Origin of the sequence: Streptomyces sp. NPDC056222, from assembly GCF_042264065.1 — a bacterium.
Taxonomy (GTDB): Bacteria; Actinomycetota; Actinomycetes; order Streptomycetales; family Streptomycetaceae; genus Streptomyces.
The window spans coordinates 24,880-50,948 of sequence record NZ_JBHJTL010000059.1; the positions used below are offsets into that span (position 1 = coordinate 24,880).

Consider the following 26,069-nt stretch of genomic DNA (forward strand, 5'->3'; position numbering starts at 1 on the left):
CCACCGGATCCGACCGGTGGGCGGGGCCTTCTCCGTGCGGCGGAGGTCAGGGGAACGAGACGATCGTGGACGGGATCGTCGCGGTCCCCGAGGTCGGTGAGCCGATGTCGTTGATGACGTGTTCGTACTGGCCGTTGCCGCCGAGCGAGACGACGAGCAGGCTGTGGAACTTCACCCCGGGCTTCACCGGGGCCTTGAATCCGTGGTCCTGGCGGATCGTCGGATCCACGTTGTAGTAGCAGTAGCTGCCCAGGCCCCAGCCTTCGTGGACGTCGACGGAGTCGTCGACGCGGTAGGCGGCGTAGCCCTTCGTCAAGCCGTTCTGGATGGCGGCCTGGTTGGGCGCGTCGTACGCCTTCTCGTTCTGGAAGAAGATCGTGCGGCCGCGCTCGCCGTACCACTCGACGTCGTACTTGTTGAAGTGCTCGACGAACAGGCCGGTGGCCAGGACGTCGTCGCCGTTGACGCGGACGCCGTAGTCGGCCCGGTTGGTCTCCCAGCCCCAGCCCTCGCCGTGGTCGGCTCGCCAGACCCAGGTGTGGTCGACGATCGTGTCGTCGCTGTTGACGACCATGCTGGTGGTCGCCTTGCCGGCTCCCGCGCCACCGATGCGGATGTAGACGTCCTGAACGGTGGTCGGGTTGGCTGCGTGGTCGGCGGAGGCGCCCTGCGGGCCGATCTCCAGCAGCGTCGGGGAGTTGACCGGGCCTGCGTCGATCAGGAAGCCGGCGAGGCGGACGCCGTCGACGTCGGCGACCCGCATGGCGGTGACACCGTTGTCGGGGATGATCGTGGCGAGGCCGAGACCGAGCACGATGGTGTCCGCCCGGTCGACCTCGATGGTCCGGTCGACGTGGTAGACGCCCGGGGTGAAGAGCAGGTGAAGGCCCTGGGCGAGCGCGGCGTTGATGGTGGCCGCCGTGGCGCCCGGCTTGACGACGTAGAAGCGGTCGAGCGGGATCGACTCGCCCTGCGGCGTGCCGTTCGCCCAGCTCACGCCGCGGGCGTTGGTGCGCTTGGCGGGCGCGAAGACCTTGAGCTCGTTGCCGTCGAGGTGGAGGAAGGGCTTCTCGCGGGAGATCGGGGTGGTGTCGAGGGTGGTGTACGGCGGGTCGGGGAAGCTGGTCACGGGGGCGCCCTCGACGCCGGAGAAGGTCATGTTCCACACACCGTTGGTCCAGCCGCCGACGGTGCTGTCGCGGGTGTACCACTGCTGCTGCGAGTAGGGCCCGACCGTGCCGTCGATCTTGCTGTCGGCGATGTAGCCGCCGCTGGCCCACCCGTACCCGCTCGGGGCGAGGTTGAGGCCGCCCTTGACGTGCATACGGCGGAAGGAGGCGGCCTGGGAGACGGCCCAGCGGTTGGTCCCGTTGACCGGGTTGAGCGCCAGGTTCTCGGCCGAGCGCCAGAAGTTCTGCGTCGCGTTGCCGTTGAACCACCCGGCGTCGACGGTCACGTCGCCGTTGAAGGTGGTGTCGTCGGGGCGCAGGCCGAGACCGGCGATCTGGGTGTAGAAGCCGATCTGGGCGTTGAGGCCGTTGTAGGTGCCCGGTTTGAAGAGGAAGGCGTGCCTGCCGTTGCCGAACTGGGCCGACTCCTGCTGCTGGAAGACCTGGTCGAGCTTGGCCTGGATGCCGGGCGTGGACGGGTCCATGATGTGCACGTTCGGGCCGAGGTCACCGCCTCCGGGCAGCACCGGGCCGCCGTCCGTGGCGCCGTAGACCTGGAACTCCCAGAGGGAGTAGCCATATGGGGTGGCCCGGGTGAGGCCCTGCATCCGGACGTGGCGGGCCGTGCCCGAGACGGCGACGGTCTCGGTGCCGCCGGCGCCGGTGGTCGTGGAGTGGACCGTCGACCAGGTGGCGCCGTCGACGGAGGTCTCGATCCTGTAGGCGGTCGCGTACGCGGCCTCCCAGCGCAGCTCGACGCGCTCGAGGGCCACGGGCGCGCCGAGGTCCACCTGGAGCCACTGGGGATCGGAGAAGGCGCTGGACCAGCGCGTGCCGAGGTCGCCGTCGACGGCGCCGGCCGCGGCCGTGCCGCCGTTCTCCTGACTGGAGGCGATGACCGGCTTCCCCTGCGAGAGCAGCACCGGGGCGGCCTGGGCGGCGGGGGCCGGGAGGAGGGCGAGCAGCGCTGCGACGAGGGCGGTCACGACGGTGGCGGCGATGCCGCGGCAGGCTGCGGCAGGGCGTCGTCCGTGTGGCGGTGTCGCCACGGGTATGCCGACTGCGGGCATGAAGAAGCCTCCTCGTAAAGGGAGTTGGAAGAAACGAAGAAGGCGCGAGAGAGCGCTCTCCCGCACCTTGCCCGCCGGTCCGGCCGGGGTCAATGACTCCGACCTCACTTTTCTTAGGTCTTTCATTAAGTCGGTGACGTTGTGTCGGTCACCCGGTCCGGGGCGCCTCGAGGCGCCCCGGCGCGTCTCAGGGGTAACTCACCAGGTTGGCGACGTTGGTCGTGGAATTGGACGGTCCACCACAGTCGTTGATCACATGCCGGATGGTCCCCGTGCCGCCGAGGGAGACCGTGACCATGCTGCGGAAGCGGACGTTCGGGTGCTGCGGCGCCTCGAAGGCACGCTCCGCGACCACACCGGGGTTGACGTTGAAGAAGCAGTAGCTCCCGAGCCCGTACGCCTGATGGCTGGTCACCGAGTCCGCGACCTTGTAGGCGCTGTAACCCTGCGTCGAACCGTTCATCCAGGCCGCCTGGTTGGGCGGGTCGTAGGGCATCTCGTTCTGGTAGAAGTACGTCCGGCCGCCGTTGCCCTTCCAGATGGTCTGGTGCTTCTGGTAGTGCTCGACGAAGAGGCCGTACATGGTCACGTCGTCGCCGTTGACGATCAGGCCCGTGTCGGCCGTGTTGGTGTTCCAGCCGATGCCGGTGCCGTGGTCACCGCGCCAGATCCACATGTGGTCGCCGATGACGTGGTCGCTGTTGACGACGAGGCTCGTCGTGGCCTTGCCGACCGCCGCGCCGCCGACCCGGAAGTAGACGTCGTGCAGCGAGGTCGGGTTGGCCGCGTGGGACGCGGCGGATCCCGGCGGCCCGATCTCCACCAGGGTCGGGGAGTTGACCGTCCCGGCGTCGAAGAGGACGCCCGCGATCTTCACACCGTCCACGTCGGCCACGGTCATGGCCGTGACGCCGCCTTCGGGAATGAAGGTCGCAAGGCCGAGACCGAGCACGACGGTGTCGGGCCGGGTCACCTTCAGGGTCTGGTCGAGACGGTAGACGCCGGGGGTGACGAGCAGGCTCTTCCCCTCGGCCAGCGCGGCGTTGATCTGCGCAGCGGTCGCACCCGGCTTCACGATGTGGAACCGGTCGATCGGAAGCGAGGTCCCCGGGGCGCTGCCCGCGGCCCAGGTCGTGGCCGTCGAGTCGGCCCTCACAGCGGGTACGAACACCCGGTAGGCGCCGGCGCCGTCCACGTACAGGAACGGCTTCTCACGGATCGTCGGCGTGCGGTCGACGGTCGTGTGGGGCGGGTTGGGGAAGGTGGTGCCCGGGACGCCCTGACTACCGACGAAGACCATGTTCCAGTTGGAGCCGGTCCAGCTGCCGAGCTGGGAGTTGCGGGTCAGCCACTGCTGCTGGGTGCCGGAGCGCACCTGCCCGTCGATCTTCGTGTCGGCCATGAACCCGCCGCTCGACCACCCGCCGTCGCTGAGCTCCAGATTGCCGCGCACATGCATCCGGCGGTACGAGGAGGCCTGCGAGACGGCCCAGCGGTCGGTGCCGCCCGTCGGGTTCACCGAAAGGTTCTCGGCGCCCCGCCAGAAGTTGTGCGTGGCGTTCTGCGGCGGGAACCAGTCGGCCTCCACATGGACAGCCCCGTTGATGGTCACCGCGTCCGGGGACTGGCCGAGGCCGAGGACCTGGGTGTAGAAGCCGACGTTGACATCGTTGTTGTAGGTGCCGGGCTTGAACAGCACCGCGTGGCGCTGCGGACCGAACTGGTTCGTCTCCTGCTGCCGGAAGATCGTGTCCAGCCGGCTCTGGATGGTGGCCGAAGGCATGGACGGGTCGAACACGGCCACGTTCGGGCCGAGATCGACATCGCCGGGAGCAGTGCTCACGGGGGTCACCTGGAAGCGCTGGGCGGCCGTGCCGTTGCAGGTGTACTGCACCAGCTGGACGCTGTCCGCGGTCGATGCGGCCGGCACGTCCAGGCACTTGCCGCTGTGCCGGTTGACGAATCGGTACGCTCCCCCGCCCTCGTCCACGGCCTGCCACTGCTGGTTGTTCCCGCCTCCGTACGTCCAGAGGTGGACGGCGGCGTTGTCGGCGGCGGACACGTCACTGACGTCGACGACCTGGGCCGTGTCGTTGCGGTTGGCGATCCGCACATGGCCGTCGGCGGTCGGGGTGATGGTCCACTGCTGCGCGGTCGTGCCATTGCAGGCGTACTGCTGCACGGCGGTGCCGTTCACCGTGGCGGCCGCCCGCGCGTCGAGACACTTGCCGCTGCCGCTGTTGACGACGGTGACCCAGCCTGTCGGGGGCGCGGCCGCGACGTCGGCGACCGGGGCAGCCGTGGCGGCGGGGTGGGCCGCCGTCGCGGCGGGGTGGGCAGCCGTGGCGGCGGGGTGGACGGCCAAAGTCGCGCAGGCGGCGGCCGCGGCGCCGAGCAGCGCCGTCAGAGGACGGGAAGTACGGTGCCGGTGCCGTGGGGCGCCTTCGTCCCGGGAGGGGCCGGTCATCGGGTCACCGTCCACTTCTGGTTGGCGCCGCCGGTACAGGTCCAGATCTGCAGCCGGGTGCCGTTGGCGGAGCTGTTGCCGCTCGCGTCGAGGCACTTGCCGGCCTGGGGGTTCACGATGTCCCGGGCCGCGTTGGCGTCCCACCGCTGGGCCGCCGTTCCGTTGCACTCCCACAGCTGGACGACTGTGCCGTCCGCGGTGCCGCCGGAGGCGACGTCGAGGCACTTGCCGAGCGCCCGGATCGTTCCGTCCGTTCCGACGGTCCACCGCTGGGCGGCGGTCCCGTTGCAGTCGTACAACTGGACCGCCGTGCCGTTGGCCGTCCCGGCGGCGGCCACGTCGACGCATTTGCCCCCGATCCCGGTGATGGGGCCGCCGGTGGTGGGGTTGTCGGCCGTGGTGACGCGGACGTGGTCGACGACGAGCTGCTGGGGGAAGACGGTGGAGCCGTCGGGGTCTCCCGGCCAGTAGCCGCCGACCGCCAGGTTGAGTATCAGGAAGAACGGCTTGTCGAAGACCCAGTTCCGTCCGCCGAGATCGGCCGGGGTGCGCGTCTGGTAGACGTTGCCGTCGACCGACCAGGTGATCCTGCCGGGCGACCAGTCGACCGCGAAGGTGTGGAACGCGTCGGCGAATGCCTGCCCGCCGGGCAGCGTGTACGCGGCGCCGATGCCACCGGCTCCGGAGTATCCGGGGCCGTGGAGAGTGCCGTGGACGGTGGAGGGTTCGAAGCCGACGTTCTCCATGACGTCGATCTCACCCGAGTCGGGCCAGCCGACCTGGCCGAGGTCGTTCCCGAGCATCCAGAACGCGGGCCACATGCCCTGCCCGCGGGGGACCTTCATCCGGGCTTCCACGTGGCCGTACTGCGCGGTGTATTTGCCCGCGGTGTTGAGCCGGGCCGAGGTGTACTCGCATCGGCCGTACCAGCACTGGTAGTTGCCGGGGTTCTCCTTCCGCGCGGTGATGACCAGGTGCCCCTGACCGTCGAGCGCGGCATTGCGGTTGCCGGCCGTGTAGTACTGCCGCTCATGGTTGTTGACGTTGTCGCCGGTCTCGATCTGCCACCGGGATCCGTCCACCGCGGAGCCCGCGGGCCCGTCGAAGTCGTCGGAGAAGGTGACGGCGGCCGCCTCGGCGGCGGGCCGGAGCGCGGTGCGCGGGTCGGAGGATGCGGAGAGGCTCGGCGCGGGACCGGAGAGACCGAGGCCGAGGCCGAGCGCCGCGAGGGCGAGGGCCGTCACGGCGGAGGACAGCAGGTGCCGTGGTGAGCGGGAGGAGTGCATGACTCTCTCTTCCGTCGGGTGTGGGGGACGCACTGAAAGTCATGCTCATGACACTCAGCGGCAACGGGCGGAGCGCCTCGACGGCGCGGGACGCCGGATCACTTTGTTGCACCCATGATTTAAGGAGTGAACTAAGAGGCGCGTCAAGGGTTTTGGTATGGACCTGTGCCGCATCGGTGAACTTCGGCCGCTCAGGCATCACGGATCCGCGGATGCGCAGGCCCCGACAGCGGGGACGCGGTGGGGACCTTGCCGATGCGCCAATGGGTTGATCCTGCCGCGACACCCTTAAGTCGGTTCATCCGACAACCGATACCTGCAAGGGAATGAAGATCATTCCGAAAGCAGCATCTTGGGTCTTCGAAGGAGCTATGCATGAGCCCTGAGCGCAGATCTCGGTCGGTTCTCGGCCCGCTCCCCAGAAGCGGGAGGTGGGTTGTCGGTGGCGCGATGGCGTCGCTCGCCGTCGTGATGCTGGGTTTCAACAGCCCCGCCCTGGCGACCATTGCGCACCGGCCGGCGGTCACGGTCGGCCAGGCAGGCCAAGACCCCCATCACTGCCGGGAGCACGGGCACCACGACGAGTGCGAGGACGGGGTCGGCGTCGTGGGCCCCACGGGCCCGGCGGGGCCGGCGGGCGCGGCGGGCCCAGCCGGTCCGACGGGCTCAACAGGCGACACAGGTGCAACAGGTGCAACCGGACCTCAGGGCGCGACCGGCGAATCGGGCGCCTCGGGTGCGACCGGGGCGACGGGCCCTGCGGGAGCCACGGGCCCGACCGGGCCACCGGGAGCGGACGGCGCCACCGGCCCCGCAGGCACCACCGGGCCGGCCGGCCCCACGGGTGCAACCGGGGCAACAGGCACAACGGGCGCAACGGGCGCAACCGGTGCAACCGGACCTGCCGGGACCGCGGTCACCGTCGGCGCGAGCATCTACTCCACCACCAGCCAGGTCATCCCCAGCGGCACGCCCACTCAGATCACCTTCGATGGCGCGGCCTACGACACGGACGCGATGTTCGATCCGATGACATCGACGTTGGTGGTCAAGACTCCCGGCCGGTACCTCCTCAAGGCGAGGATCCTGTGGAGCCTCGCCGCTTCGCCCGACGGCGGGTTCCGCGAATTGTCCATCACCGTCAACGGCATCAAGGCCGCCTATGACTTTTCGGACGCCGCGGACTTGGGGGGCAACCTCGGCAACTCGCAGGACGTGTCCACGATCATGCGTCTGAACATCGGTGACAAGGTCGGCCTCGAGGCCAACCAGGCCACCGGAAGTGACGGTTCCTCACTCCAGTTCGCCACATCAGCACAGCGCCTGGCACCACAGCTGCAGGCGGAGCGGCTGGCACCGTAGTTTGCATTCGAGGCTGCCGATCAACAGGTCGGCAGCCCTCGGAGACAGCTCCGCATGACCTACCACCCCCGCCCGACGATCGGCTGCTGCCGCGGCTTCCGTCCGGGCTGACACATGTCACCTACTGGGCGGCGAGTTCGGCGTTCGCCCTGGCTGTGACGTGGGCGAGCGCGCGGGCCGCGATCTCGCGTTCGGTCGCCGGGAGGTCTCCGTACAGCCGCTCGGCCAGCCCGGCCACGACGCCGGTGAACCCTCGCTGGAGGCTGGCACCCTTGTCGGTGATGGACAGTCGGGGGCCGTCGATCAGGCCGGCATCGGCGAGTTCGTCGAGCAAGGCGAGTGCCTCCGGCTCGCCGATCTTGAGCGTCGCGGTCACGCGGTCGACGGCACCGGCACGGTCGAGCCCGTCGGAGACGGCTTTGAGCGCCACGGACTGGTGGAAGGTCAGGCCCGAGGCGGCGAGGAGCCGGTCCCGCACAGCGGCGATCGCGTGGTACGCGATGCCGATCGTCTGGCCGTTGAGGAGGGCGACTGAGGAGTTGGCGGTGGACGTCATGGTGTCAATCTCCTTGCGAGCGAGGCATGTTGGATACCCAATTATCAACCGGAGAGCTCTCCGGTTGACTTGCCGGAACACTAAGTGGAGAGCTCTCCGATTTTCAAGAGTTAACCGGAGGGGTCTCCGCTACGTCCGCTACGCTGCTCCGCATGACCGCCCCGATCGAGCGCGCCGACGCCGCCCGCAATCGCCTCCGCATCCTCGACGCCGCCCGACACCTCCTCGCGACGGACGGCTTCGCCGAACTGTCCCTGGACGCGGTGGCCAAGGAGGCCGGAGTCGGGGTCGGCACGGTCTATCGGCGCTTTCACAACCGACCGGGGCTCGTCTACGCGCTGATCGAGGACAACGAGACGCGCTTCCAGGAGGCGTTCACGCGGCATTGCGAGGATGAGGCCCCGTCGGCACATGACCGGCTGCGCACCTTTCTGCACGGCATGGCCGACCTCGTGGACGACAACCGGGAGTTGCTGCTCCTTGCGGAGGCGAGCGCGCCGGCAGGGCGTTACCGCAGCGCCCCCTTTCGCCGGCACCACGAGCAGATCGTCGGCATGGTCACCGAACTCGCGCCCGGCGCGGACGCCCCCTACCTGGCGGATCTGCTCCTCATGGCGTATACGCCGGGCCTGTTCGACCATCAGCGCACCGAGCGCGGCTGGGACGTGGACCGCATCAAGCGCGGTCTCGACGCGCTGATCACCGGCATCGGGGCCGCCGAGGCGGCCGATCAGCGGTCGTCGTAGCCGACCGGAGGCATCCGTGATCAAACTTGCGTTCCTTGCGGTGGTTGCGTCTCTCGCCGTATGGCTGATGGGCCGCAAGCGGCAGCAGAGGTCGACCTCGGTCGCCGCGGGAGAACGAACCGGAGTGCCCTGCCTGCTCAAGAGGCCGGGACAGGGATCTCGCTGGAGGGCAAGACGCCTGCTGATGGGTGGGGGTCCCCTGGTCTGGAAGTCCTCTTTGGGCAGGAAGGAATACGCTCTCCCGGCCGAGCCACGTCAGTCCGGGTCCCGCTCTACCTCACTCCGCGAGGCGGTGGCGCTCAACCCGCGATCCCGGATCGTGGAAATCGATTCGTCCGACGGCGACATCCTGATCGCGGTCATGCCGGAGGAACTGGACCACGTGATCAAGGCTTTGAAGAGCGTGTAGCTGCTGCTGACGCCGGCGTAGTGGCGTGTTTCAGCGCCGTCCGACAGCTTCCTGGACTGCGGATCCGACCGGGCGCCTGGCCATCTGAGGCCCAGGACCCGCCCCGCCGCGCTCCCGGGCCGACCGCCGCCGCCCACCTGACGTCAGGCGCCCCCGGGCCGGCCGCCCCCATCACCCCGGGACTCGGACCCCCTCCAGCCGCCGGTCAGCGCGCCACCCCAACAGGCCGCGCACGGTGCGATGTCAGTGGTCGCCACTAGGTTCTTACATGTCCCGCCGTTCAGGCGTGGGCCTTCCCTTACCCTTCCCATGCCCTGAGGAGATCTGCGTTGTCCCACTGGGAGACTTCGAGTCTGACGCGGGTGCTGCAGCCCGCTCGCCCACGGAAGCTGGCCAAGGTTCCGTTCGTGGAGCTGGCCGACGGGCGCCTGCAGGGTGTGGTGTCCAGCGGATCGGACATCGCCCGGGTCTACGTTTCGTCGGTCGCGGTCGCCGACTACGCCTTCTCGTGCAGCACCAACAACAACCGGCCCTGCGGCGGTGCTCGGGGCTCCTTCTGCAACCACATCCGCGCCCTCATCGGTGAGGCGGTGCTGCAGTACGGAGCGGAGCGCGTCGCCCGGTATCTGAAGGTCGAAACGGCCGACGAGCAGCTGAACGCGGCGGGCGTCACCAGCGCCATGTCCGCCACCCGCCCTTCGGCCGCGGCCGGCGGAACCGCGGCCGCCGCACCGGTGTTCAGCCGGTTCCTGCGGCATCTGTCCTACCTCGAACTCCAGCCGTCGACCGATCCGTTGCCCGAGATGCAGTGGTTCCCGCCCACCCGAGAGGTGGCCTGATGCATGCCGACCTGCTCACCGAGCCGGTTCCGGGCCTCGAAGAGGCACTCGCCGCCGTCGACGGCTTCGACGCCCTTCTCACCGACGGGCTCCTGCGGCCCCGGCCCGCTCAGACCGGTGATCTGATCGCGTTCGCCCATGCCGTCGCGGGCACCCCGCTGGCCACCCGAGTCGGCGAGGCGGCGGAGAAGGCCGCGGCGGGCGCCGCCGGGGAAGAGCACTTCCTGGCCCTCGCCGCCGCCCGCGTCGCCCTCTTCGGCTCCGTCCACGACGCGCTCGTCGCGCGGGTGCACGCGGCAACGGGCCGGGCGAGCGCCGATGACGCACCCCGGCCGGTGCCCAGCGGCGAGCCGGTCAACGTGCTGGCCGCCGCCCGGTCATGGCTGTGCGATCTCGCGCGCACCGGTTGGCGGGGACTGGACCACGAGATCGTGTCCGGGGCGGCCCCCGTCGTCTCGGCGATGCTGCCGGACCCGGCTCTGCGCCGCCTGGCTGTCCTGCTCGACGGCTTCGCCACCGAGCTTGCGGCCAGCTGCCCCGGTACCGCGCTCGAGCGGATCCCGGAGCGCCGCTGGGCCGACCTGTGGTCGCGCGCTCTGCTGCTGACACTGCCCGGAGCGGCCGTGGCGGCGACCACGGACACGGTGACCGGTCGTCTTCTCCCTCTCGGCGTCGATCTGCACGAGCACGCCACGGCCGTACAGGCGCAGGTCCACGCCGTGCTGGAGCCGGCCGACGGTGGCAGCGCCCGACTGGTGCGCGCCTCCGTCTCGGCACCGAAGCCGGACACCGTCGTCGGTGCGGGTCTGTGGCAACTCCTCCGCCCCCACATGTCGCTTCTCGCCGCTGTCGGCGAGGGCGGGACGATGGATCTGGTCGGGATGCCCGTCACGGCCGAGGGTGACCTGATCTGGGACGACGCCCTGGCCCGCGCGGGCGAGCCGGCCGATCCCTTCGTCACCGCGCGGGTCGTCCTTCCCACGGCGGCCGACGCCGTCCCCGCTCCCCTGGACCGGCACCCCGCCCGGATCGCGACCCCCGTGTTCCTCGAGGGTTACGTCACGTCCCAGGACGACGACGTGCTGACGTTCACCGTCGCCGGACATCCGCTCACCGTCGACACCGACCGCATTCCGGCCGCCGGCCCTCTCACCCCGGAGAACGTCGCCGCGTCCCGGGCGTGCATCGGCCTCCTGCGCTGGGACGCCGGTGCGTTCCGCGTACAGCCTCTCGCGGTCGAGACGACCGTGCGGAAGAAGACCTTGGCGATCCACGCCGGATCCTGGGCCGGAGGAACCACCGACAAGGCAGGCGTCAAGGCCGAGAAGGCCGCCACCGACGCCGTGGCCGTGCTGCGGGAGCGAGCGGGAAGGCTGTTGCGCGCATGACCGACCCCACTCCCGAGACCGAGACCCCGCCGGCCGACGCGGATGAGAACCGGCGCCAGGTGCTGTACTGGCGGCTGCTGGCCCGCCTCTTCGACCCGGAGGAGCAGCCGGGTCTGGAATCCGCGAGCCTCGCCGTCGTCGAGGACATCGGACTGCCGCCGGGCCTGCTGGATCCGCAGGCCTCCGTCGACTCCGTCGTGCAGCGCCACCCCGAACTGGCAGACGAGTTCGACGGGCTGATGGTGCCCGAGGACGGCGACGAACCACGCGACCGAGCGGCCGAGGTACGCCGCGCGGCATTGCTGTCGAAGGTCCTGCTCAACGTGTTCGCTTCCCCGTCCGGATCCGTCAGCGCCGGGCAGCTCGCCGGCTGGCAGTCCGACGCGGGTTGGCTGGAGCGTGCCCTCGGGTGCCGGCCCGGTGACCTCCGCGGGGGTCGCGCCGGGGCGGGGACGGGCGGGCCCGGCGTCAGCCCGTACGGCACGGGCGGGCGCGGCCGTACGCCGGACCTGAGCCGGCTGATTCCGCAGATCGGGCCTGAGCTCGGCGCCATCGAGGCGGACCTCGTCAAGCGGATGCACCTGCGAGAGGTGCTCGCCGATCCGAAGCTCGCGTCCCGGCTCACGCCCAGCATGTCGCTGATCGAGCAGCTGCTGCGGGACAAGAACAACCTCTCCGGGGTGGCGCTCGCGAACGCCAAGGCGCTGATCCGACGGTTCGTCGACGAGGTCGCCGAGGTGCTGCGTACGCAGGTGGAGAAGGCTTCCGTCGGGGAACTGGACCGCTCGATCCCACCCAAGCGGGTGTTCCGGAACCTGGATGTGAACCGGACGATCTGGAAGAACCTGACCAACTGGAGCCCGGAGGAGGAGCAGTTGTACGTCGACCGCCTCTACTACCGGCACACCGCTCGCAAGACGACGCCCCAGCGGCTGATCGTGGTCGTGGACCAGTCGGGCTCGATGGTCGACTCGATGGTGAACTGCACCATCCTCGCCTCGATCTTCGCCGGGCTGCCGAAGGTGGACGTCCACCTCATCGCCTACGACACACAGGCCCTCGACCTCACTCCCTGGGTGCACGACCCGTTCGAGACCCTTCTGCGAACCCAGCTCGGCGGCGGCACCGACGGCACTGTCGCCATGGCGCTCGCCCAGCCGAAGATCGCCGAGCCCCGTAACACCGTCGTGGTGTGGATCTCCGACTTCTACGAATGGCGCGGTGAGGAACTCTTCGCCTCCATGGCGGCCGTGCATCGCTCCGGGGCCAAGTTCATCCCGGTCGGTTCGGTGACCAGCGCCGGCCGAGGCAGCGTCAACCCGTGGTTCCGGGAGCGCTTCAAGGATCAGGGCACCCCCGTGCTCTCCGGCCACATCCGCAAGCTCGTCCACGAGCTGAAGACCTTCCTCACCTGACCACTTCTTCCTGCGCCGCACGACGGCGGCGCGCCCCGAGACCTGCGGCCCCGCGCCGCCTCAGACCTGCACGAAAGGCACCGAACATGTCCGACCTGCTGCGCGCTCCCGCCGAGATCAAGTACGCCGAGGAACTCGACTGGCTGGAGTCGATCGACGACAACCCCAAGCCGTTCTCCTGGCGGCTGTCCCCGAAGATGGTCCGGCTGTTCATCCTCGGCTCCGAGCGCGCCGACGGCCTCGACCGCGAGATCCCGCAGAAGTGGTTCGGCGACCGCAGCTTCGTCGAGCGCTCCATCGTCACCCTCGCCTCCGACCGCGGCCTGCTGCTCATCGGCGACCCCGGTACCGGCAAGAGCTGGCTCGCCGAACTCCTGTCCGCCGCGATCAGCCGGAACTCCACTCAGGTCGTGCAGGGCACGGCCGGCACGACCGAGGACCACATCAAGTACTCCTGGAACGTGTCCATGGTCATCGCCAAGGGCCAGTCGCGTGAGTCGATGATCCCCTCGCCGATCATGACCGCGATGGAGACCGGCACCATCGGCCGCTTCGAGGAGCTCACCCGCTCCACCAGCGACGTACAGGACGCCCTCATCTCGATCCTGTCCGAGAAGTACATCTCGGTCCCCGAACTCGACAGCGCGGACGGCGAGAACATCGTCTTCGCCAAGCCCGGCTTCTCGATCATCGCCACCGCCAACAGCCGCGACCGGGGCGTCAACGACCTTTCCTCGGCGCTCAAGCGCCGCTTCAACTTCGTCCGAATCCCGGTCGTGACGAACAAGCAGAGCGAGACGGAGATCGTCCGCTTCCGCACCGAGGAACTCCTGCGCCGCCACCAGATCGAACTGGACGTCCCGCCGAACCTGCTGGATGTCCTGCTGCAGAGCTTCGCCGACCTGCGCGCCTCGGCGACCGCTGCCACCAGCGACGACGAGAAGCTGGAGTCCGCGCTGTCCACCGCCGAGCAGATCGGCGTCCTGGAGGACGCCATCCTGCACTCCAACTTCTTCGGCGAGCGCGCCCTCACCGCCCGCACGCTCGCCTCCTCCCTCGTCGGCTCCCTCGCCCGCCGCGAGCCCGAGGACCTGGCCATCCTCAACAAGTACCTGCACGGCGTCGTCGAGCCCCGCGGCAAGGAGGAAGGCGGCCTGTGGCCGGAGTTCCTCGACGGCGGCCGCGACGCGATCGCGAGCCTGTCGTGAGCGGCCACCAGGAAGGAACCTTCGAGGCACTCCGCGTCCAACTCCAGGAGGCAGCAGCCGCGTTCGCCGACGGACCGGCCGCCCTGGAGGGCATCCTTCTCGGCCTCGTCGACGACGTCGACCGCGCCGCGCGCGAGCCGCTGGAGATCTTCCCGGTCTGCCACCACTCCCCCGCCTCCGCGCTCGCGATGGCACGCCGGCTGCGGGAGAAGCAGCCGAAGGTCGTGTACCTGGAGCTGTGCGAGGACATGACCCCCCTGCTCACCGAACTGCGTAACTGCAGGCTCCCCGTCGCGGTCCAGGCGTTCGCGTCCCGGCTCGACGGCTTCCCGGAGGAGTGGGCACCGCTGTCCGTGGTCGCCCCGATCACCGAGGCGTCGGCCGAGTACCAGGCGATCGCGTACGCGCTGGACACCCCGGGGGTGGAGCTCGTCCTCGTGGACCGCTCCTCGGATCATGTCTTCCAGTGGGACACGCGCCGCGGCCGGACGGAGAACGCGGAAGCGGACGCGCCGACGGCCGAGGAGGAGGCCGCGCTGCACGGAGATGCGGTCGGCGTGGAGATCGGCGACCTGCGGCCGCGGTTCGCCGAACTCGAGGAGCACCTGCTGCGGCACGGCAGGGTGCGGCACTGGTCGGAGTGGTGGCACCAGTACGTCGAACTGCCGCTGGGTGACAGCGACCACGACACGTACCGCCAGGCCATGTTCCTCATCGGGAGCCTCTTCCGGCGTCTGGCCCCCGGGGACGCGGAGCGCGTCCGGGTCGACGAGGACCGCGAGCGCTACATGTGGACGCGGATGCGCGAGCACCTGGCCGCGACCGGCACGGACCCGGCGGACTGCATGTACGTCTGCGGCGCCTTCCACGCCGCCAGCCGCGTGGCGGAGTTCGGCGTGGACGGCGGCGACACCTTCGAGATCAGCCCCCGCACCGGCACCACCTGGCAGTACGGCCTGATCCCCTCGAGCCACGCGGCGATCGAGGCGCAGTTCGGGCTCGCCGCAGGCTCGGTGTCGATCGCGGCGACCGTGTGGGCGAAGAACCTCAAGCGCACGCGTGTCGAGCCCTTCCGGCTGGCGGGACAGGCAGGAGCGAAGAAGACGCGGCCGAAGAAGACCTCGGCCGTGGCGAGCGTGACGAGTGCCGAGCCGGCGGACATGCTCACCGGTTTCCTTCGGAGGCCGCCGGTCCTGGACCGTCTGGACGAGGCCGAACTGCTCGGCTGGTCCGTGGACATCGTGCGCGCCGCCCGCCGTAACGGATACCTCGCCTCCACCGCCGACGCCATCGCCGTCTTCGAGACGTCGATCCTGCTCGCCGGGATGCGGGACCGGGCCAAGCCCACCCCGTACGACTTCCAGGACGCGGCCGTCACCTGCATCGAGAAGGACACCGTGCCCGGGCGGCGCGACGTGCGCCGCCTCGTGGAGATCATGATGGGCGGGGACCGGATCGGTCAGGTCGGCTACGAAGCCCTGCCGCCGCTCGCCCGCGACGTCCACGACCGTCTCGCTCCGCTCGGGCTGAAGCTCGAGGCACGAGGGGTGAAGCGGGCGCTGCTGGACATCGCCGGCCGCCCCGAGCTGGAGCGCTGCTCCGATGTGCTGTGGATGCTGCGGTACCTGATGCCCCACGGAGCCGCTCGCCCCATCATGGGCGAGCGGACCCTCGGCGAACGCCCGATCCAGGAGTCGTGGGACCTCGCGCTCGGCACCCACCAACGCGCCCTCATCGAACTCGGCTACGAGGGCGTCAGCGTGGAACAGGTCCTGGAACAACGACTGCGCCGCGCGGCGTACGGTCCGCAGGCCACCGCCGCCACCGTTCTCCAGGCCGTCGAGGACGCGACCCTCCATCTGCGCAGCCGTCGCCTCGCCGACGAACTGGGCACGCGCGCCTTGGAGGTGCTCGCGGCCGAGCGGAGCGTCGACGGAGCGCCCGAGGTACTCCGCCGCGTGCGCCGGCTCCTGGCGTACTACCGGACGAGCGAGCCGGTGCTGCCCCCATGGATCGAATCCTTCGTGAAAACGGGCTACGCGCACTACTGCACACTGCTGCCGACCGCGTTCGCCGACGAGGACGCGGGCGTGCGGCAGGTGGCCGCGATGCTCGGCTTCCTGTTCAGCATGGAGTCACTGGCGCTGTCCCTGGGCTGCGACCGCACCCAGCTCGAACTCGCGGTCGCCCAGTCCCACCCGGAGGACCCGTCCAAGACCGCGCTCCTGTGGGCCTCGCAGACCCAGCTCGGAACCATGAGCCGGAGCGAGCTCAGGGAGCGCTGCGACGACCTCCTCACCAACCCCTTGGCCCTGCCGACGTACCCCCGCTATCTCAGCGGCTTCCTCCACGCCCTGGAGCCCGCGCCCGGCCTCACCGACTTCGTCGTGGAAGCGGTGTCGAACGCCTTCGGCCGGCTTCCGGACCCGGTACTCCTGCCCTGGCTGCCGACCCTGATCACCACCCTGCGATCCAGCGGCGCGGAGCTGGCCCCGCTCCTCATCCGCGAGGCCGGACGGATCTTCCCCTCACGGCTCGGGGCGCTGGACAGCTGGATCCCGCCGTGGCGGGAGACGCCCCAGCCGGTCCGCAACCGCGCCACGTCCGCCCCGGGAGGCGGCGACCGCGCGATCCTGCTCGACGCCCATCCCGCGACCTGCGATGCGGTCGCCGCGCTGCTCGGGTGCGAGGGGCCTTGGGAGCCGGCCACGAGTGCTCCCTCCGGATCGGCATTGGTGGGACGTCACCCCGCCACGGCAGAAGCCGTCGAACTCCTGCTGACCCGGATCTGACATCCGACATGGAGCACGCAGGAGCCTGCCGTCCACCCGGCCCGGCTCCTGCGTGGGCCGTCCACCCGGCCCGGCTCCTGCGTGCCGGCGTGCTCCTGCCCGACGGGGCGCTGCCCCGCCGCACCGGGAAGGTGCTCGGATCGCCCTCGGCACGAGGGTCGTCGGTGGCGGAAGGAACCTCCTGGCACCAGATCCGACGGGCCGCCGATGCCGGTCGGATCAGGTGAGAGACGACACCCGCTCGGACTGCGGTGGCGGACCGGGCGGTGTGCCATCACCGAACGGCCGCCCGCCGAGGTGTTCCCGACCGTGCGGGGTCAGCCAGCCGCTGGTGTCCGGGCCCTTCGGGACGATCCCGCTGGGGTTGATGGTGCGGTGCACCACGTAGTAATGGGCCTTGATCTCCTCGAAGTCGATCGTGTCGCCGAATCCGGGCGTCTGGAACAGGTCCCGCGCGTAGGCCCACAAGGCGGGTAGCTCGGTCAGCTTCTGCCGGTTGCACTTGAAATGGCCGTGGTAGACGGCGTCGAACCGGACCAGTGTCGGGAAGAGCCGGACGTCGGCCTCGGTGATGGTGTCGCCCACCAGGTAGCGCCTGCTCCTCAGCCGCTCCTCCAGCCAGTCCAGCCGCTCCCACAATTGCTGGTACGCCTTGTCGTACGCCTCCTGCGAGCTTGCGAAGCCACACTTGTAGACACCGTCGTTCAGGTCCTGGAAGACCTTGCCGGCCACGTCGTCGATCTCGTCGCGCCACTTGTCCGGGTACAGGTCCGGCGCGCCGTCCCGCTGGTGGGCGGCCCACTCGTGCCCCAGGTCGAGCGTCATCTGCACGAAGTCGTTGGTCACCACCTCACCGGTGGGGACGTCGACGATCGCGGGCACCGTGATGCCACGCGGGTAGCCGGGCTGACGCGCGAAGAACGCCTCCTGCAGCCGTTCGATGCCGAGCACCGGGTCCTTGCCGCCCGGGTCCAGATGGAACGACCAGCTCCGCTCGTCGTGCAGCGGCCCGGCGACCCCCATCGACAGCACGTCCTCGAGGCCCATCAGGCGCCGGACGATCACCGCCCGGTTCGCCCACGGGCAGGCCCGGGCAACGATCAGGCGATAGCGCCCGGGTTCCACGGGATAGCCGTCGCGGCCGTCGGCCGTGATCCGTGTCGTGATGTAGTTCCTGTCCCGCTTGAACTCACCGTCACCAGCCATGTACCGAGCCTATCCATCCGTGGCGTTCGTGGAACTCGTACGGACCTCATGCATCGGATCTCAGCCACCCCGGCACACTGAGCGCTGAAGCGCGGCAGCGAGTTCGCCGACGGCCCGGTCGAAGCGTGCGCGGTAAACGCCGCCACCGCGATGCGGGCGTTGCGGGCAAGCGCCGGCGCATCGAGGCTTCCGCCCCGTCGATCTTGATCACGGACGGTCAGGCATGATGCCTGGGTGAGCAGCATCGTTGAGTTCTTCGTGGCGCCGGATGACGCGTCCGCGGCTCTGGCCCTTCGGACCGGGCCACGACGCGCATTCGAGTCGCTGTCCTTCGGCAACTTCGATGCCGACGAAGCTGTGGTCGAGTGGGAGTGCCTTCTCGCGCACGGCAGCTTCGAGGAACTCGTCGAGGCGGGTGAGCCTCGCAGCGTCGCCCAGGACGACAGCGGGTGCGTCGTCTTCGCCCTTTCGCCACGTCTGTCCGCCGCACTCGCCGAAGCCGATCACTCCAGGTTGCAGAACGTGGCTGTCGCGTGGTCCCTGCAGCGCGCGGAAGACGGTGAGGTCATCGACACGGAGATCGCCCGCGTGATCCTGGGGGATCTGGCCGCTCTCGTCAGCACTGCCCGGCGCCGGGGCCAGGACGTGTACTGCTGGGTCGCGTAGGGGTTCACGTTCGGAGCCGGATCCCGAGGGACGCCACGCGTTCCAGGGTGCTGACCGTGCGACCAGGTGACGGCGGTACGGCTCTACGCCGAGGCGAACGTACGACCGGATGTCCGGTCACGCCACCTGTACTTCGGGCGAAGCTGCACCGCCGCACTGTCACACGAGCAGCGCCCCTCACCTGGCTGGGAGGGGCGCTTCGTCATGCTTGTCACCACCCTGCCGCATCGCCTGGTTGCGAGCGGAGGGGTGCGTGCGCCGAGCGGGTCAAGTAGCCCGGCGCACACCGTTCAGGGGTCCCTTCCAGGTGCCTGGCCACCGTCGTCCGGCGGACCGTCACCTGCGGGTGGTGTCAGCCGCGGCGGTGGTCGCGGTGGTGGTCGTGGTGGTGGTTGCCCCAGGACTTGGTGTCGATGGTGCGGCCGTGGTCGTCGCGGAGGGTGGCCTTGTCGCGGTCGTTGTCCCAGACGTAGTTGCGGCGGTCCTGGTAGAGGTCGGTGCGGCTGTCGCGGCCCTCGCCGGTGTGGATCCGGATCGTGGAGCGGCCGGCGAGGCGGACGTCGCGGAACCGGTAGCGGTTGCCGTCGTTGTCACGCAGGGTCCAGCCGTCCAGGTTCACAGCGCGACGGCTGTTGTTCGTGATCTCGACCCATTCGGCGTTCAGCGACCGGTTGGAGCGGTTGTCGCGTCCGGGGCTGTCGGCCTGCACGCGACTGATCTCGACCTTCGGCTGCTGGCGGTGGCGGTCGTCGTCGTGAGCGGCGACGGCCGGCAGAGCTGTGGCCGAGACGATGGCGCCGGCGGCCAGCGCGGTCGCCGCGATGCGGCGGGTGGTCGAAGAAGCAGACATGGGTGATGTCCCCTCAAGAGCAGTGCCCCACCAGCCATTCGAGCTGGTGGATGCGGTTGGGTTGTCTCGGTCCGGTGTGGCCGAGGACCCGAACTCTGCGGCCTTTTCGGACACGTCGACAGGCCGACCGGACCCAGTTACCAAATGCGGACATTTCTGTAACTATCAGATTCACAGAGCACGCAAATGCCGCAGAGTGGCCCTGGCATTCGCTGCCCGCTACACCCACCCGTTCAATGATCAACGGCAAGCCCTTACCGGCTCCGGAGCGCGGACCGCCGCGTCGCCCGGCACACTCCCCCAACTGGCGGAGGGGCCTGCGTAACAGCCGTTCCGCACGATTCTTCGCACAACCAGGGCGACCTCGCACACAAAGGCGACCGGCCCTCAGCGGTCCCGCCCGAGGGGGAGGTCAAAGACTCTTGAGGAGGTCGTCGAGCGGGGCCGGTACCTGCGCGGGGCCGAGGGCCTCCACCAGGAGACCGCCGTAGCGGATCTTGCGACCCTTCTTCGTGCCCAGGAAGCGCCGCAACTGCTGGTGACGGGGCCGATCCTGCTGTGCCGGCTGGCTCAGGAAGGTCTGCCAAGGGCGCAGGTCGCCCTCGGCCCGGATGATCTCCTCGACCCTCGCCGTACCGAGCGCTTGGATGAGCTCGTCCTCCAGGTCGGCCACGCACACGAAGAAACCCGCGCGTGGCGCCCCGGACCGCTCCAGGCCGCGTTCGTAATAGCGCTGCTCGCGCTCGTCACACAGTCCTGTCAAACGCAGGCCGAGACCGGGCGGCCCGAGAAGGCCGGCGTAGCGGCCGACGTTCATCGCCCCGCCCATCGACACGACGCACACTCCTTCGGCGGCGAGGTCCCGGCCACGCCGTACGGCCAGCGTCTCGACGGCCGCGAGGTCACTCAGCCCTTCCAGCAGCACCGCCGTCCGCAGCCCCAGCTGCCTGGCCAGCTCACTCGCCGGTCCGCCGGGACCGCCCGCCGCCCATCGATCGACCGCATCCCGGAACGCCCACATGTCCACCATGAAGCGAGTCTGCACGCCCACCGACCGGCGCGGCATCGCATTATTCGAACGCCTGACTAGGCACGCTTGATGACCGCGACGCCGGTGGGGATGCTGGTGACCGCGACGTTGACGGCGGGGCCGGTACGAGCGCGGGCACGGCCTGCCCGGACCGGCCGAGCGCGCACGACTCCTGCGCAGCGTGTTCGAGGCCGGCCAAGTCGACCCGCGACAGCGGGAGTTGGTGGTTCAGTGCCTGTACGGTTGTCGATGGGATCGGCTCCGAGGCGAGCGCGGAGTCCGGCACGACCAGCCCTGGCTCGAGCGACGCCGCTCTACCCGCCACCACCAGCGGCGCGCCCGGACCCTGCCCCCGGAGTCGCCGCTGTCACTCGGCGATTTCCGTGCGCTCCCACCACTCGTAGACGGAGAGCTCACCTTCCGGGCCGTTCTGAACCCGTGAAGTGGCCTTGAAGTGTTCGTATCCGCCACGGTGTGGGATCTTCAGATCCTCGCCCGGCTCGGCCACCGGCACGACCCGCTCCGCCAGGTCGTCCGGCCCGCCCACAAGTGCCGCCATGATCGTCATGGGCTCCAGTCTCACCAACCACCCGACGCTGCGCACCCCGACGCGCCGCCTCCGTACGCCGCGCACCCCGCATACGGAGGAACCCGAGTGTCCCCAGGTCGGCAGCGCCTTGCGGCGGCGGAGCCCCGGGCGCTAGGCGCGCAGCCCCGTGACCTCGCCCACGTGGCGTAGGCTCGGGTCGAGCAGGATTCCGTGCAGTTGCTGGAAGACCTGGCGGGCCGCCACCGCGTTCCAGTCCGTCGGGAGCAGTTCGGTGGGCAGACCCGGGTCCAGGTAAGAGCATGTGCCGGGTGTTCGACTTCTGCTTCGTGACGCCGTTGTCGCGCAGCGAGAGGTCCAGGGTCATGGGATCCGGGATCGCGTCGGCGGTGACGACCACCGGGCCGAAAGGCGCGTACGAATCCTGCCCCTTGGAGAAGAACCACTGGCCGGAGCGGCGCTGGTCGCGTGCGCTGATGTCGTTGACGATGCTGAAGCCGAAGATGTGGTCGTACGCGTCCTCCTCGCTCACCCGGGAGGCGGTGCGGCCGATGACGATGGCGAGAGCTGATCTCGCACAGTTCGGCGAGTTCGGTGGAGCGCAGCAGCGGCATAGCGGTGACAGTCACACCGCCGGCCTTGAGAACGCCGAACCACGCGGCCACGAGCCAGGGGTTGTTGGGGCCGCGCAGCAGGACGCGGTTTCCGGGCCGGAGCCCGTGGTCCTCGGTGAGCACCTGGGCGACCTGGTCGGCGCGCTGCTGGAGCTCGCCGTAGGTCCAGCGCTCGGTCGGGGTCAGCAGACAGGGACGGTCGGGGCCCCAGCGCTCGACGGCGTCGTCGAGCAGGCGGCGGGCGCAGTTGATCCGGTCGGGATAGTCCAACTCCAGCAGATCGAAGTGGAGTTGAGGCCAGAGGGCGAAGTCGGGAAGCCGGTCACGTCAGAAGGAATCGGCATGCGCCGAAGGGGAGAGCTCCCTGGGGCGGCACCTCAATCAGGGAGCAGCGGGGAGATGAGGCAAGTATCTCGATAATTTGGCGGCCGCCAATTTCCGCGATATCTCGAAGTCCCGCAGCGCCACCCGAACAGCTCAGGCGAGGGGGACCCGCACTCGCACGCACTTGCCCAACCCATGTGCTAGTACGGCGAGTTCACCGCCCACCTCGGCGGCCATCAGCTCGATCAGAAGCAGACCTCGACCGCCCTCGGCATCCGGATCGACCTCCACGGCGGGATCGGGCAGCTGAGGCAGGGCAGCCACCCCGTCGGCGACCTGTAGGCACAGCCAGCCCCCACCGCAGGTGACGCCGACTCGCATCCGACCGGTCGCGGCAGCGGCGTGCTGGACGACATTGCCGACGAGCTCACTGACGGCCAGAAGGAAGGTGTCCGCGACGTCGGCGGCGATCCGCCAGCCCTCGAGCAGGACGCGGACGCGCGTACGGACCAGCGGAACGGTTGCCGCGGTGGGCTCGGGCACCCAGCGAACGAAGGCCCGGGTGGGAGCTGGGACCGGAGCGTGATCCGCGCCGCACCCCTGGACGCAGCCCGAGGCCGACGGTTGCGCAGGGACCGGAACATGGGGTGCGGGATGAGCGGTGGCGGTGAGCATGACGCGCTCCCAGAGGGGGACACGCGACGCAACCGCCTGGTCACTCGTGTAACTAACCCAAGAATCAGAGAGCTGTCGGGCTTGTCGTCAGCGGAAATGCGTCGCTAGAGTTTTGATAACACGTGTAACACGTTACGTCTCCCCGGGCGCCACGCGCAAGCATTTCGGACAAAGCGCTACGAACCCCGGGTCCGGCAGAAGGGCCGCAATGACGCAATCCCACCCGGCCGAGCTCGATCTGGCCGACATGACCTGGCCGCCCCCGCCCTACCACCCCCCGGTACCGCCAGTGACGGACGAGCACGGGGTGCGCCGCTTCGACGGGGTCACCTACGCCACCACACCCGGCTACCGTCCCCGGCTTCTCGACGTCCAAGTCCCGGCCGGAGAGGGGCCGTTCCCCGCGGTCGTCTGGATCCACGGCGGCGGCTGGCTGGACGGCGACCGGCGCTACCCGCCGCCGACCGTGCCGGCCGCGCTGCTGCACGGATCGGTCCTGGCCGCCGGGCTCGCGCTCGTCTCCATCGACTACCGGCACAGCCTCGAAGCCCCCTTCCCGGCCCAGCTGCACGACGTGAAGGCCGCGATCCGGTACGTCCGCCGCTTCGCCGGCGAACTCGGCATCGACCCGGACCGGATAGCCGTCTGGGGCGAGTCGGCGGGCGGTCACCTGGCGGCACTGGCCGGCCTCGTCGGCCCGGGCAGTGCGAACGCCGAAGCGCTGGAGGGCGCGCACGGGGTGGCCACCGGAGACACCGGCGTCCGGGCCGTCGTCGACTGGTACGGGGTCTCCGACCTCCCCGCCCTGGCCGGGCACCCACTGCCGGGAATGCCCCCGGGCGGCGAGTTCCCCGACCCGTACGACGCTCTGCTCGGCGGCACCGAGGCGGAGCGCCCGGCGCTCGCCCTGGCCGCGAGCCCGGTGACGTACGCGCAGGACTCGACCCCGCCGCCGTTCCTGCTGATCCACGGCACGCGGGACGGACTGGTCCCGTTCAGCCAGAGCGAGGTGCTCGCCGAAGCCCTGGTGGGCGCGGGTGGAGACGTGACCCTGCGGCCCGTCGAGGACGCCGACCACATCTTCCTGGGCTCCCCCGACATCCCGGAGATCGTCGCGGAGAGCGTCGCGTTCCTGGCCCGGCACCTGAGCCCAGGGGTCTGAGGCTCCCGCCCGGCCCCTGCCCCCGCTCCCCCACCCACAGCCGGTCCCCTTGCCGGCTCCATCCCCCCTTCCGACGCGCTCCAGTTCCGTCGCTGTCCCGTTCTGTCGCAGTCCCGTTCCGCCGAGGGGCCCGGCCCGTCCGGGCCCCTCGGGTACGTCGACCATCCAAGGCCCGCGGACCCATCCCCCGCGGTCGCGAGAGGCACCCATGTCCACGAATTCGGCCACCCCCTCCCCCCTCACCGAAAGACCGCCCGCCTCCACGGCGGCCCCACGCCGCCGCACCGGTGTCCTCGTGGCGGGGCTCCTGCTGCTCGGCATCGCCACGCTGCCGGCCTTCGTCGTCCGGCCGAACCCGACGAACCCGCCGTTCCAGGGCCTCGACGACCAGTGGCTGGCCTGGATGGGCGGCCCGCACGACGGGCCGTACGCCGTACTGGCCGCGGCCCTGAACTGGTTCGGCGGCCCGCTGGGCGTCGTCGTACCGCTCGCCCTGCTGTTCTTCCTGCTCCTGCGCAGGCGCTGGGCCTCGGTCGGTTTTCTGCTCGGCGTCTACTTCGCCGGCAATCTGCTCGTCGTCCAGGGGCTCAAGCACCTGGTGGACCGACCGCGTCCGGCCAACCCGCTGGTCCGGGTCGACCACGGCTCGTTCCCGTCCGGCCATGCGGCGGGGGCGGCGCTGCTCGTCGTACTCGTCGGGGTACTGCTGGTCCCGGCCGCGCGGCGACGGGCCTGGTGGCTCGGGGGCACCGTGTTCACGCTGGCCATGATGTGGAGCCGTACCTGGCTGCACGCGCACTGGCTCACCGACACCGCGGCCGGAGCGGCCGCCGGCGCGGGCGCGGGTCTGCTGGCGTGGTGGCTCTGCGCACCCGCGCTCGCCCGGGAATCGCTCCGCGACCGCCGGGGGGCGGCCGCGACCACCCCGGACGCAGCACCTGCTGTGCCGTAGCCGAATGCGGCGGCTCCCGGCCCGTGAACCCACGGACCGGGAGCCGCCGCATTTCAAGTGAGCCTCCGCCCGGCCCGGCGGAGATGATGCCGCGGACAGGGGGCCGCAGGTCCTTGGCGGGGATGGAACTCAGGAGGTCTGGCGGTGGACGAGTACGGCCTCTATGGCGGGGAGCGGCGCGGTCGAACCGGTCTCGATCAGCTCGTGCAGGGCGTCCGCGATCTGAGCCGGTGAGGCCAGGTCCAGGCGGATCGTGCTCAGCGCGGGCTGCTGGAATGCCGAGAGGACGAGATCGTCGGAGCCGACGATCGCCACCTCGTCCGGCACGGCGATGCCCTCGACCTTGAGCGCGTGCAGGAGCAGTGCGGCGTACTCGTCGTTGTAGGCGAAGACGGAGTCGAGGTCCAGGCTCGCCCAGCGGCCGGCGAGCGCGGCCGCGGACTCCCTGGTGTACGCGAGCTCCACCGGAGTGACGGTGGCCATGTGCCGGGCAGCAACCGACTCGGCTCCCGCGAGGCGCGGTCGGGCGAAGGCGTCGAGGCCGCGCTCCTGGGGCATGACGACGCCGATACGGCTCCTGCCACGGGCGATCAGATGCTCGGCGGCCGTGGCGCCGATAAGGGCGTGGTCGAAGCCGATGGTGTGGACGCCGGGCACGGGGCGGGACGCGAACGCCAGCAGTCCGCGCACTCCGGCGCGGCGCAGCAGCTCGGCGGCCTGCGTGGTGAGACGGTCGCCGTCGAGGGCGACGACCGCCGCCGGGCGCAGTTCCGCCCAGGCGCGGGCGGCGTCGACGGGGTCGCTGAAGCGTCCCGCGTGGAGGACGGCCGTGTAGCCGTGGCGGTCGAGTTCGCTGTGCAGGTCGTCGACCCAGTCGCTGACGAGTCGGCCGATCGCGGAGATCGAGGCGGGCATGAGGACGAGATTGCTGCGACCGGCGCGCAGGGACCGGGCGGCGGCGTGCGGGACGTATCCGAGCCGGTCGGCCGCGTCGAGGACGCGGGCACGCGTGGTTTCGCTGACCCGATGGCCCGGGGTGTTGTTGAGTACGAAGGAGACGGTGGCGCGGGACACCCCGGCGAGGCGCGCCACATCGGCGCTCGTGATCGAGGCGGGGACGGGGGTTTCTTCTGCCATGACGTCCCTTGACGCTCCTTGCGGTGGGTTCGAGCCTGCTGTCGTGCCTTCTTCCATCTCCGAGGTTACACGAGTTAGATCAAGAACGTGGTGGGGGGGGGGCGCCCGCCCCCCCCCCCCCCCCCCGCCGGCCGCCCCGCCGCTGCCGCAGGGGGCGGGGGGGTTTAGCGGGGGGGCCCCCCCCCCCCCCCCCCGCACG

21 protein-coding genes and 2 pseudogenes are annotated in these 26,069 nt (G+C 70.2%); 10 read left to right on the forward strand and 13 right to left on the reverse strand.

Going from position 1 to position 26,069, the window contains the following annotated elements:
• Positions 1-46: 46 nt before the first annotated feature.
• From ACFC0D_RS25045 to ACFC0D_RS25055, 3 genes are all read right to left on the reverse strand, one after another.
• Positions 47-2,239 (reverse strand): discoidin domain-containing protein, encoded by a 2,193-nt coding sequence (locus ACFC0D_RS25045; RefSeq protein ID WP_376439981.1) that lies wholly within the window; start codon positions 2,237-2,239, stop codon positions 47-49.
• A 187-nt stretch (positions 2,240-2,426) separates the two neighbouring features.
• Positions 2,427-4,706 carry an RICIN domain-containing protein gene (locus tag ACFC0D_RS25050; RefSeq protein WP_376439983.1) on the reverse strand — a complete coding sequence of 760 codons (2,280 nt, stop codon included), beginning with the start codon at positions 4,704-4,706 and terminating at the stop codon, positions 2,427-2,429.
• Positions 4,703-5,992, reverse strand: coding sequence for a ricin-type beta-trefoil lectin domain protein (locus ACFC0D_RS25055; protein ID WP_376439986.1), 1,290 nt, complete (start codon positions 5,990-5,992; stop codon positions 4,703-4,705). The genes ACFC0D_RS25050 and ACFC0D_RS25055 overlap by 4 nt, the downstream gene beginning before the upstream one ends.
• 450 nt (positions 5,993-6,442) lie before the next feature.
• Between ACFC0D_RS25055 and ACFC0D_RS25060 the strand changes: the two genes are divergently transcribed.
• The gene (locus ACFC0D_RS25060; protein WP_376439989.1) at positions 6,443-7,354 is read left to right on the forward strand and encodes a collagen-like protein; all 912 of its coding nucleotides are present in this window, start codon (positions 6,443-6,445) and stop codon (positions 7,352-7,354) included.
• Between the two features lie 121 nt (positions 7,355-7,475).
• On the opposite strand, the gene ACFC0D_RS25065 is transcribed toward ACFC0D_RS25060, so the two are convergent.
• Positions 7,476-7,910 (reverse strand): hypothetical protein, encoded by a 435-nt coding sequence (locus ACFC0D_RS25065; RefSeq protein ID WP_376439991.1) that lies wholly within the window; start codon positions 7,908-7,910, stop codon positions 7,476-7,478.
• A 152-nt stretch (positions 7,911-8,062) separates the two neighbouring features.
• Between ACFC0D_RS25065 and ACFC0D_RS25070 the strand changes: the two genes are divergently transcribed.
• The 6 genes from ACFC0D_RS25070 to ACFC0D_RS25095 all read left to right on the forward strand — a co-directional run bounded on the left by ACFC0D_RS25070 (position 8,063) and on the right by ACFC0D_RS25095 (position 16,707).
• Complete coding sequence (locus ACFC0D_RS25070; RefSeq protein ID WP_376439993.1) at positions 8,063-8,656, forward strand: TetR/AcrR family transcriptional regulator; 594 nt, start codon at positions 8,063-8,065, stop codon at positions 8,654-8,656.
• 738 nt (positions 8,657-9,394) lie between these two features.
• Positions 9,395-9,904, forward strand: a complete 510-nt coding sequence (locus ACFC0D_RS25075; protein ID WP_376439996.1) for a hypothetical protein — start codon at positions 9,395-9,397, stop codon at positions 9,902-9,904.
• The gene (locus ACFC0D_RS25080) at positions 9,874-11,292 is read left to right on the forward strand and encodes a hypothetical protein (protein WP_376439999.1); all 1,419 of its coding nucleotides are present in this window, start codon (positions 9,874-9,876) and stop codon (positions 11,290-11,292) included. The genes ACFC0D_RS25075 and ACFC0D_RS25080 overlap by 31 nt, the downstream gene beginning before the upstream one ends.
• Positions 11,289-12,707, forward strand: coding sequence for a VWA domain-containing protein (locus ACFC0D_RS25085; RefSeq protein WP_376440002.1), 1,419 nt, complete (start codon positions 11,289-11,291; stop codon positions 12,705-12,707). The genes ACFC0D_RS25080 and ACFC0D_RS25085 overlap by 4 nt, the downstream gene beginning before the upstream one ends.
• Before the next feature lie 86 nt (positions 12,708-12,793).
• Positions 12,794-13,915 (forward strand): AAA family ATPase, encoded by a 1,122-nt coding sequence (locus tag ACFC0D_RS25090; RefSeq protein WP_376440005.1) that lies wholly within the window; start codon positions 12,794-12,796, stop codon positions 13,913-13,915.
• Positions 13,912-16,707 carry a hypothetical protein gene (locus ACFC0D_RS25095; RefSeq protein WP_376440008.1) on the forward strand — a complete coding sequence of 932 codons (2,796 nt, stop codon included), beginning with the start codon at positions 13,912-13,914 and terminating at the stop codon, positions 16,705-16,707. Before ACFC0D_RS25090 ends, ACFC0D_RS25095 begins: the two co-directional genes overlap by 4 nt.
• 219 nt (positions 16,708-16,926) lie before the next feature.
• Here ACFC0D_RS25095 and ACFC0D_RS25100 read toward each other — a convergent pair whose 3' ends face one another.
• The gene (locus ACFC0D_RS25100; protein ID WP_376440010.1) at positions 16,927-17,913 is read right to left on the reverse strand and encodes a glutathione S-transferase family protein; all 987 of its coding nucleotides are present in this window, start codon (positions 17,911-17,913) and stop codon (positions 16,927-16,929) included.
• Positions 17,914-18,147: 234 nt separating this feature from the next.
• On the opposite strand from ACFC0D_RS25100, the gene ACFC0D_RS25105 reads away from it, so the two are divergent.
• Complete coding sequence (locus tag ACFC0D_RS25105; RefSeq protein WP_376440013.1) at positions 18,148-18,579, forward strand: hypothetical protein; 432 nt, start codon at positions 18,148-18,150, stop codon at positions 18,577-18,579.
• A 352-nt stretch (positions 18,580-18,931) separates the two neighbouring features.
• On the opposite strand, the gene ACFC0D_RS25110 is transcribed toward ACFC0D_RS25105, so the two are convergent.
• From ACFC0D_RS25110 to ACFC0D_RS25140, 7 genes and pseudogenes are all read right to left on the reverse strand, one after another.
• On the reverse strand, positions 18,932-19,429 hold the full coding sequence (locus tag ACFC0D_RS25110) for a lamin tail domain-containing protein (protein ID WP_376440016.1): 498 nt from the start codon (positions 19,427-19,429) through the stop codon (positions 18,932-18,934).
• 412 nt (positions 19,430-19,841) lie between these two features.
• Entirely contained in the window at positions 19,842-20,459 is a 618-nt protein-coding gene (locus tag ACFC0D_RS25115) for a TOPRIM nucleotidyl transferase/hydrolase domain-containing protein (RefSeq protein ID WP_376440018.1), read from the reverse strand.
• Between the two features lie 367 nt (positions 20,460-20,826).
• Complete coding sequence (locus ACFC0D_RS25120; protein WP_376440020.1) at positions 20,827-21,027, reverse strand: DUF5988 family protein; 201 nt, start codon at positions 21,025-21,027, stop codon at positions 20,827-20,829.
• A 132-nt stretch (positions 21,028-21,159) separates the two neighbouring features.
• The gene (locus ACFC0D_RS25125; RefSeq protein ID WP_376440022.1) at positions 21,160-21,252 is read right to left on the reverse strand and encodes a hypothetical protein; all 93 of its coding nucleotides are present in this window, start codon (positions 21,250-21,252) and stop codon (positions 21,160-21,162) included.
• Positions 21,253-21,358: 106 nt separating this feature from the next.
• Positions 21,359-21,538, reverse strand: a pseudogene (locus ACFC0D_RS25130) (fumarylacetoacetate hydrolase family protein); the annotation flags it as partial.
• Between the two features lie 100 nt (positions 21,539-21,638).
• Positions 21,639-21,890 (reverse strand): annotated as a pseudogene (locus ACFC0D_RS25135) (AMP-binding protein); the annotation flags it as partial.
• A gap of 207 nt (positions 21,891-22,097) precedes the next feature.
• Complete coding sequence (locus ACFC0D_RS25140; protein WP_376440025.1) at positions 22,098-22,487, reverse strand: ATP-binding protein; 390 nt, start codon at positions 22,485-22,487, stop codon at positions 22,098-22,100.
• Positions 22,488-22,827: 340 nt separating this feature from the next.
• On the opposite strand from ACFC0D_RS25140, the gene ACFC0D_RS25145 reads away from it, so the two are divergent.
• Complete coding sequence (locus ACFC0D_RS25145) at positions 22,828-23,781, forward strand: alpha/beta hydrolase fold domain-containing protein (RefSeq protein WP_376440028.1); 954 nt, start codon at positions 22,828-22,830, stop codon at positions 23,779-23,781.
• Positions 23,782-23,989: 208 nt separating this feature from the next.
• Positions 23,990-24,733 (forward strand): phosphatase PAP2 family protein, encoded by a 744-nt coding sequence (locus ACFC0D_RS25150; protein ID WP_376440030.1) that lies wholly within the window; start codon positions 23,990-23,992, stop codon positions 24,731-24,733.
• A 129-nt stretch (positions 24,734-24,862) separates the two neighbouring features.
• On the opposite strand, the gene ACFC0D_RS25155 is transcribed toward ACFC0D_RS25150, so the two are convergent.
• Entirely contained in the window at positions 24,863-25,870 is a 1,008-nt protein-coding gene (locus ACFC0D_RS25155) for a LacI family DNA-binding transcriptional regulator (protein ID WP_376440033.1), read from the reverse strand.
• Positions 25,871-26,069: the final 199 nt, after the last annotated feature.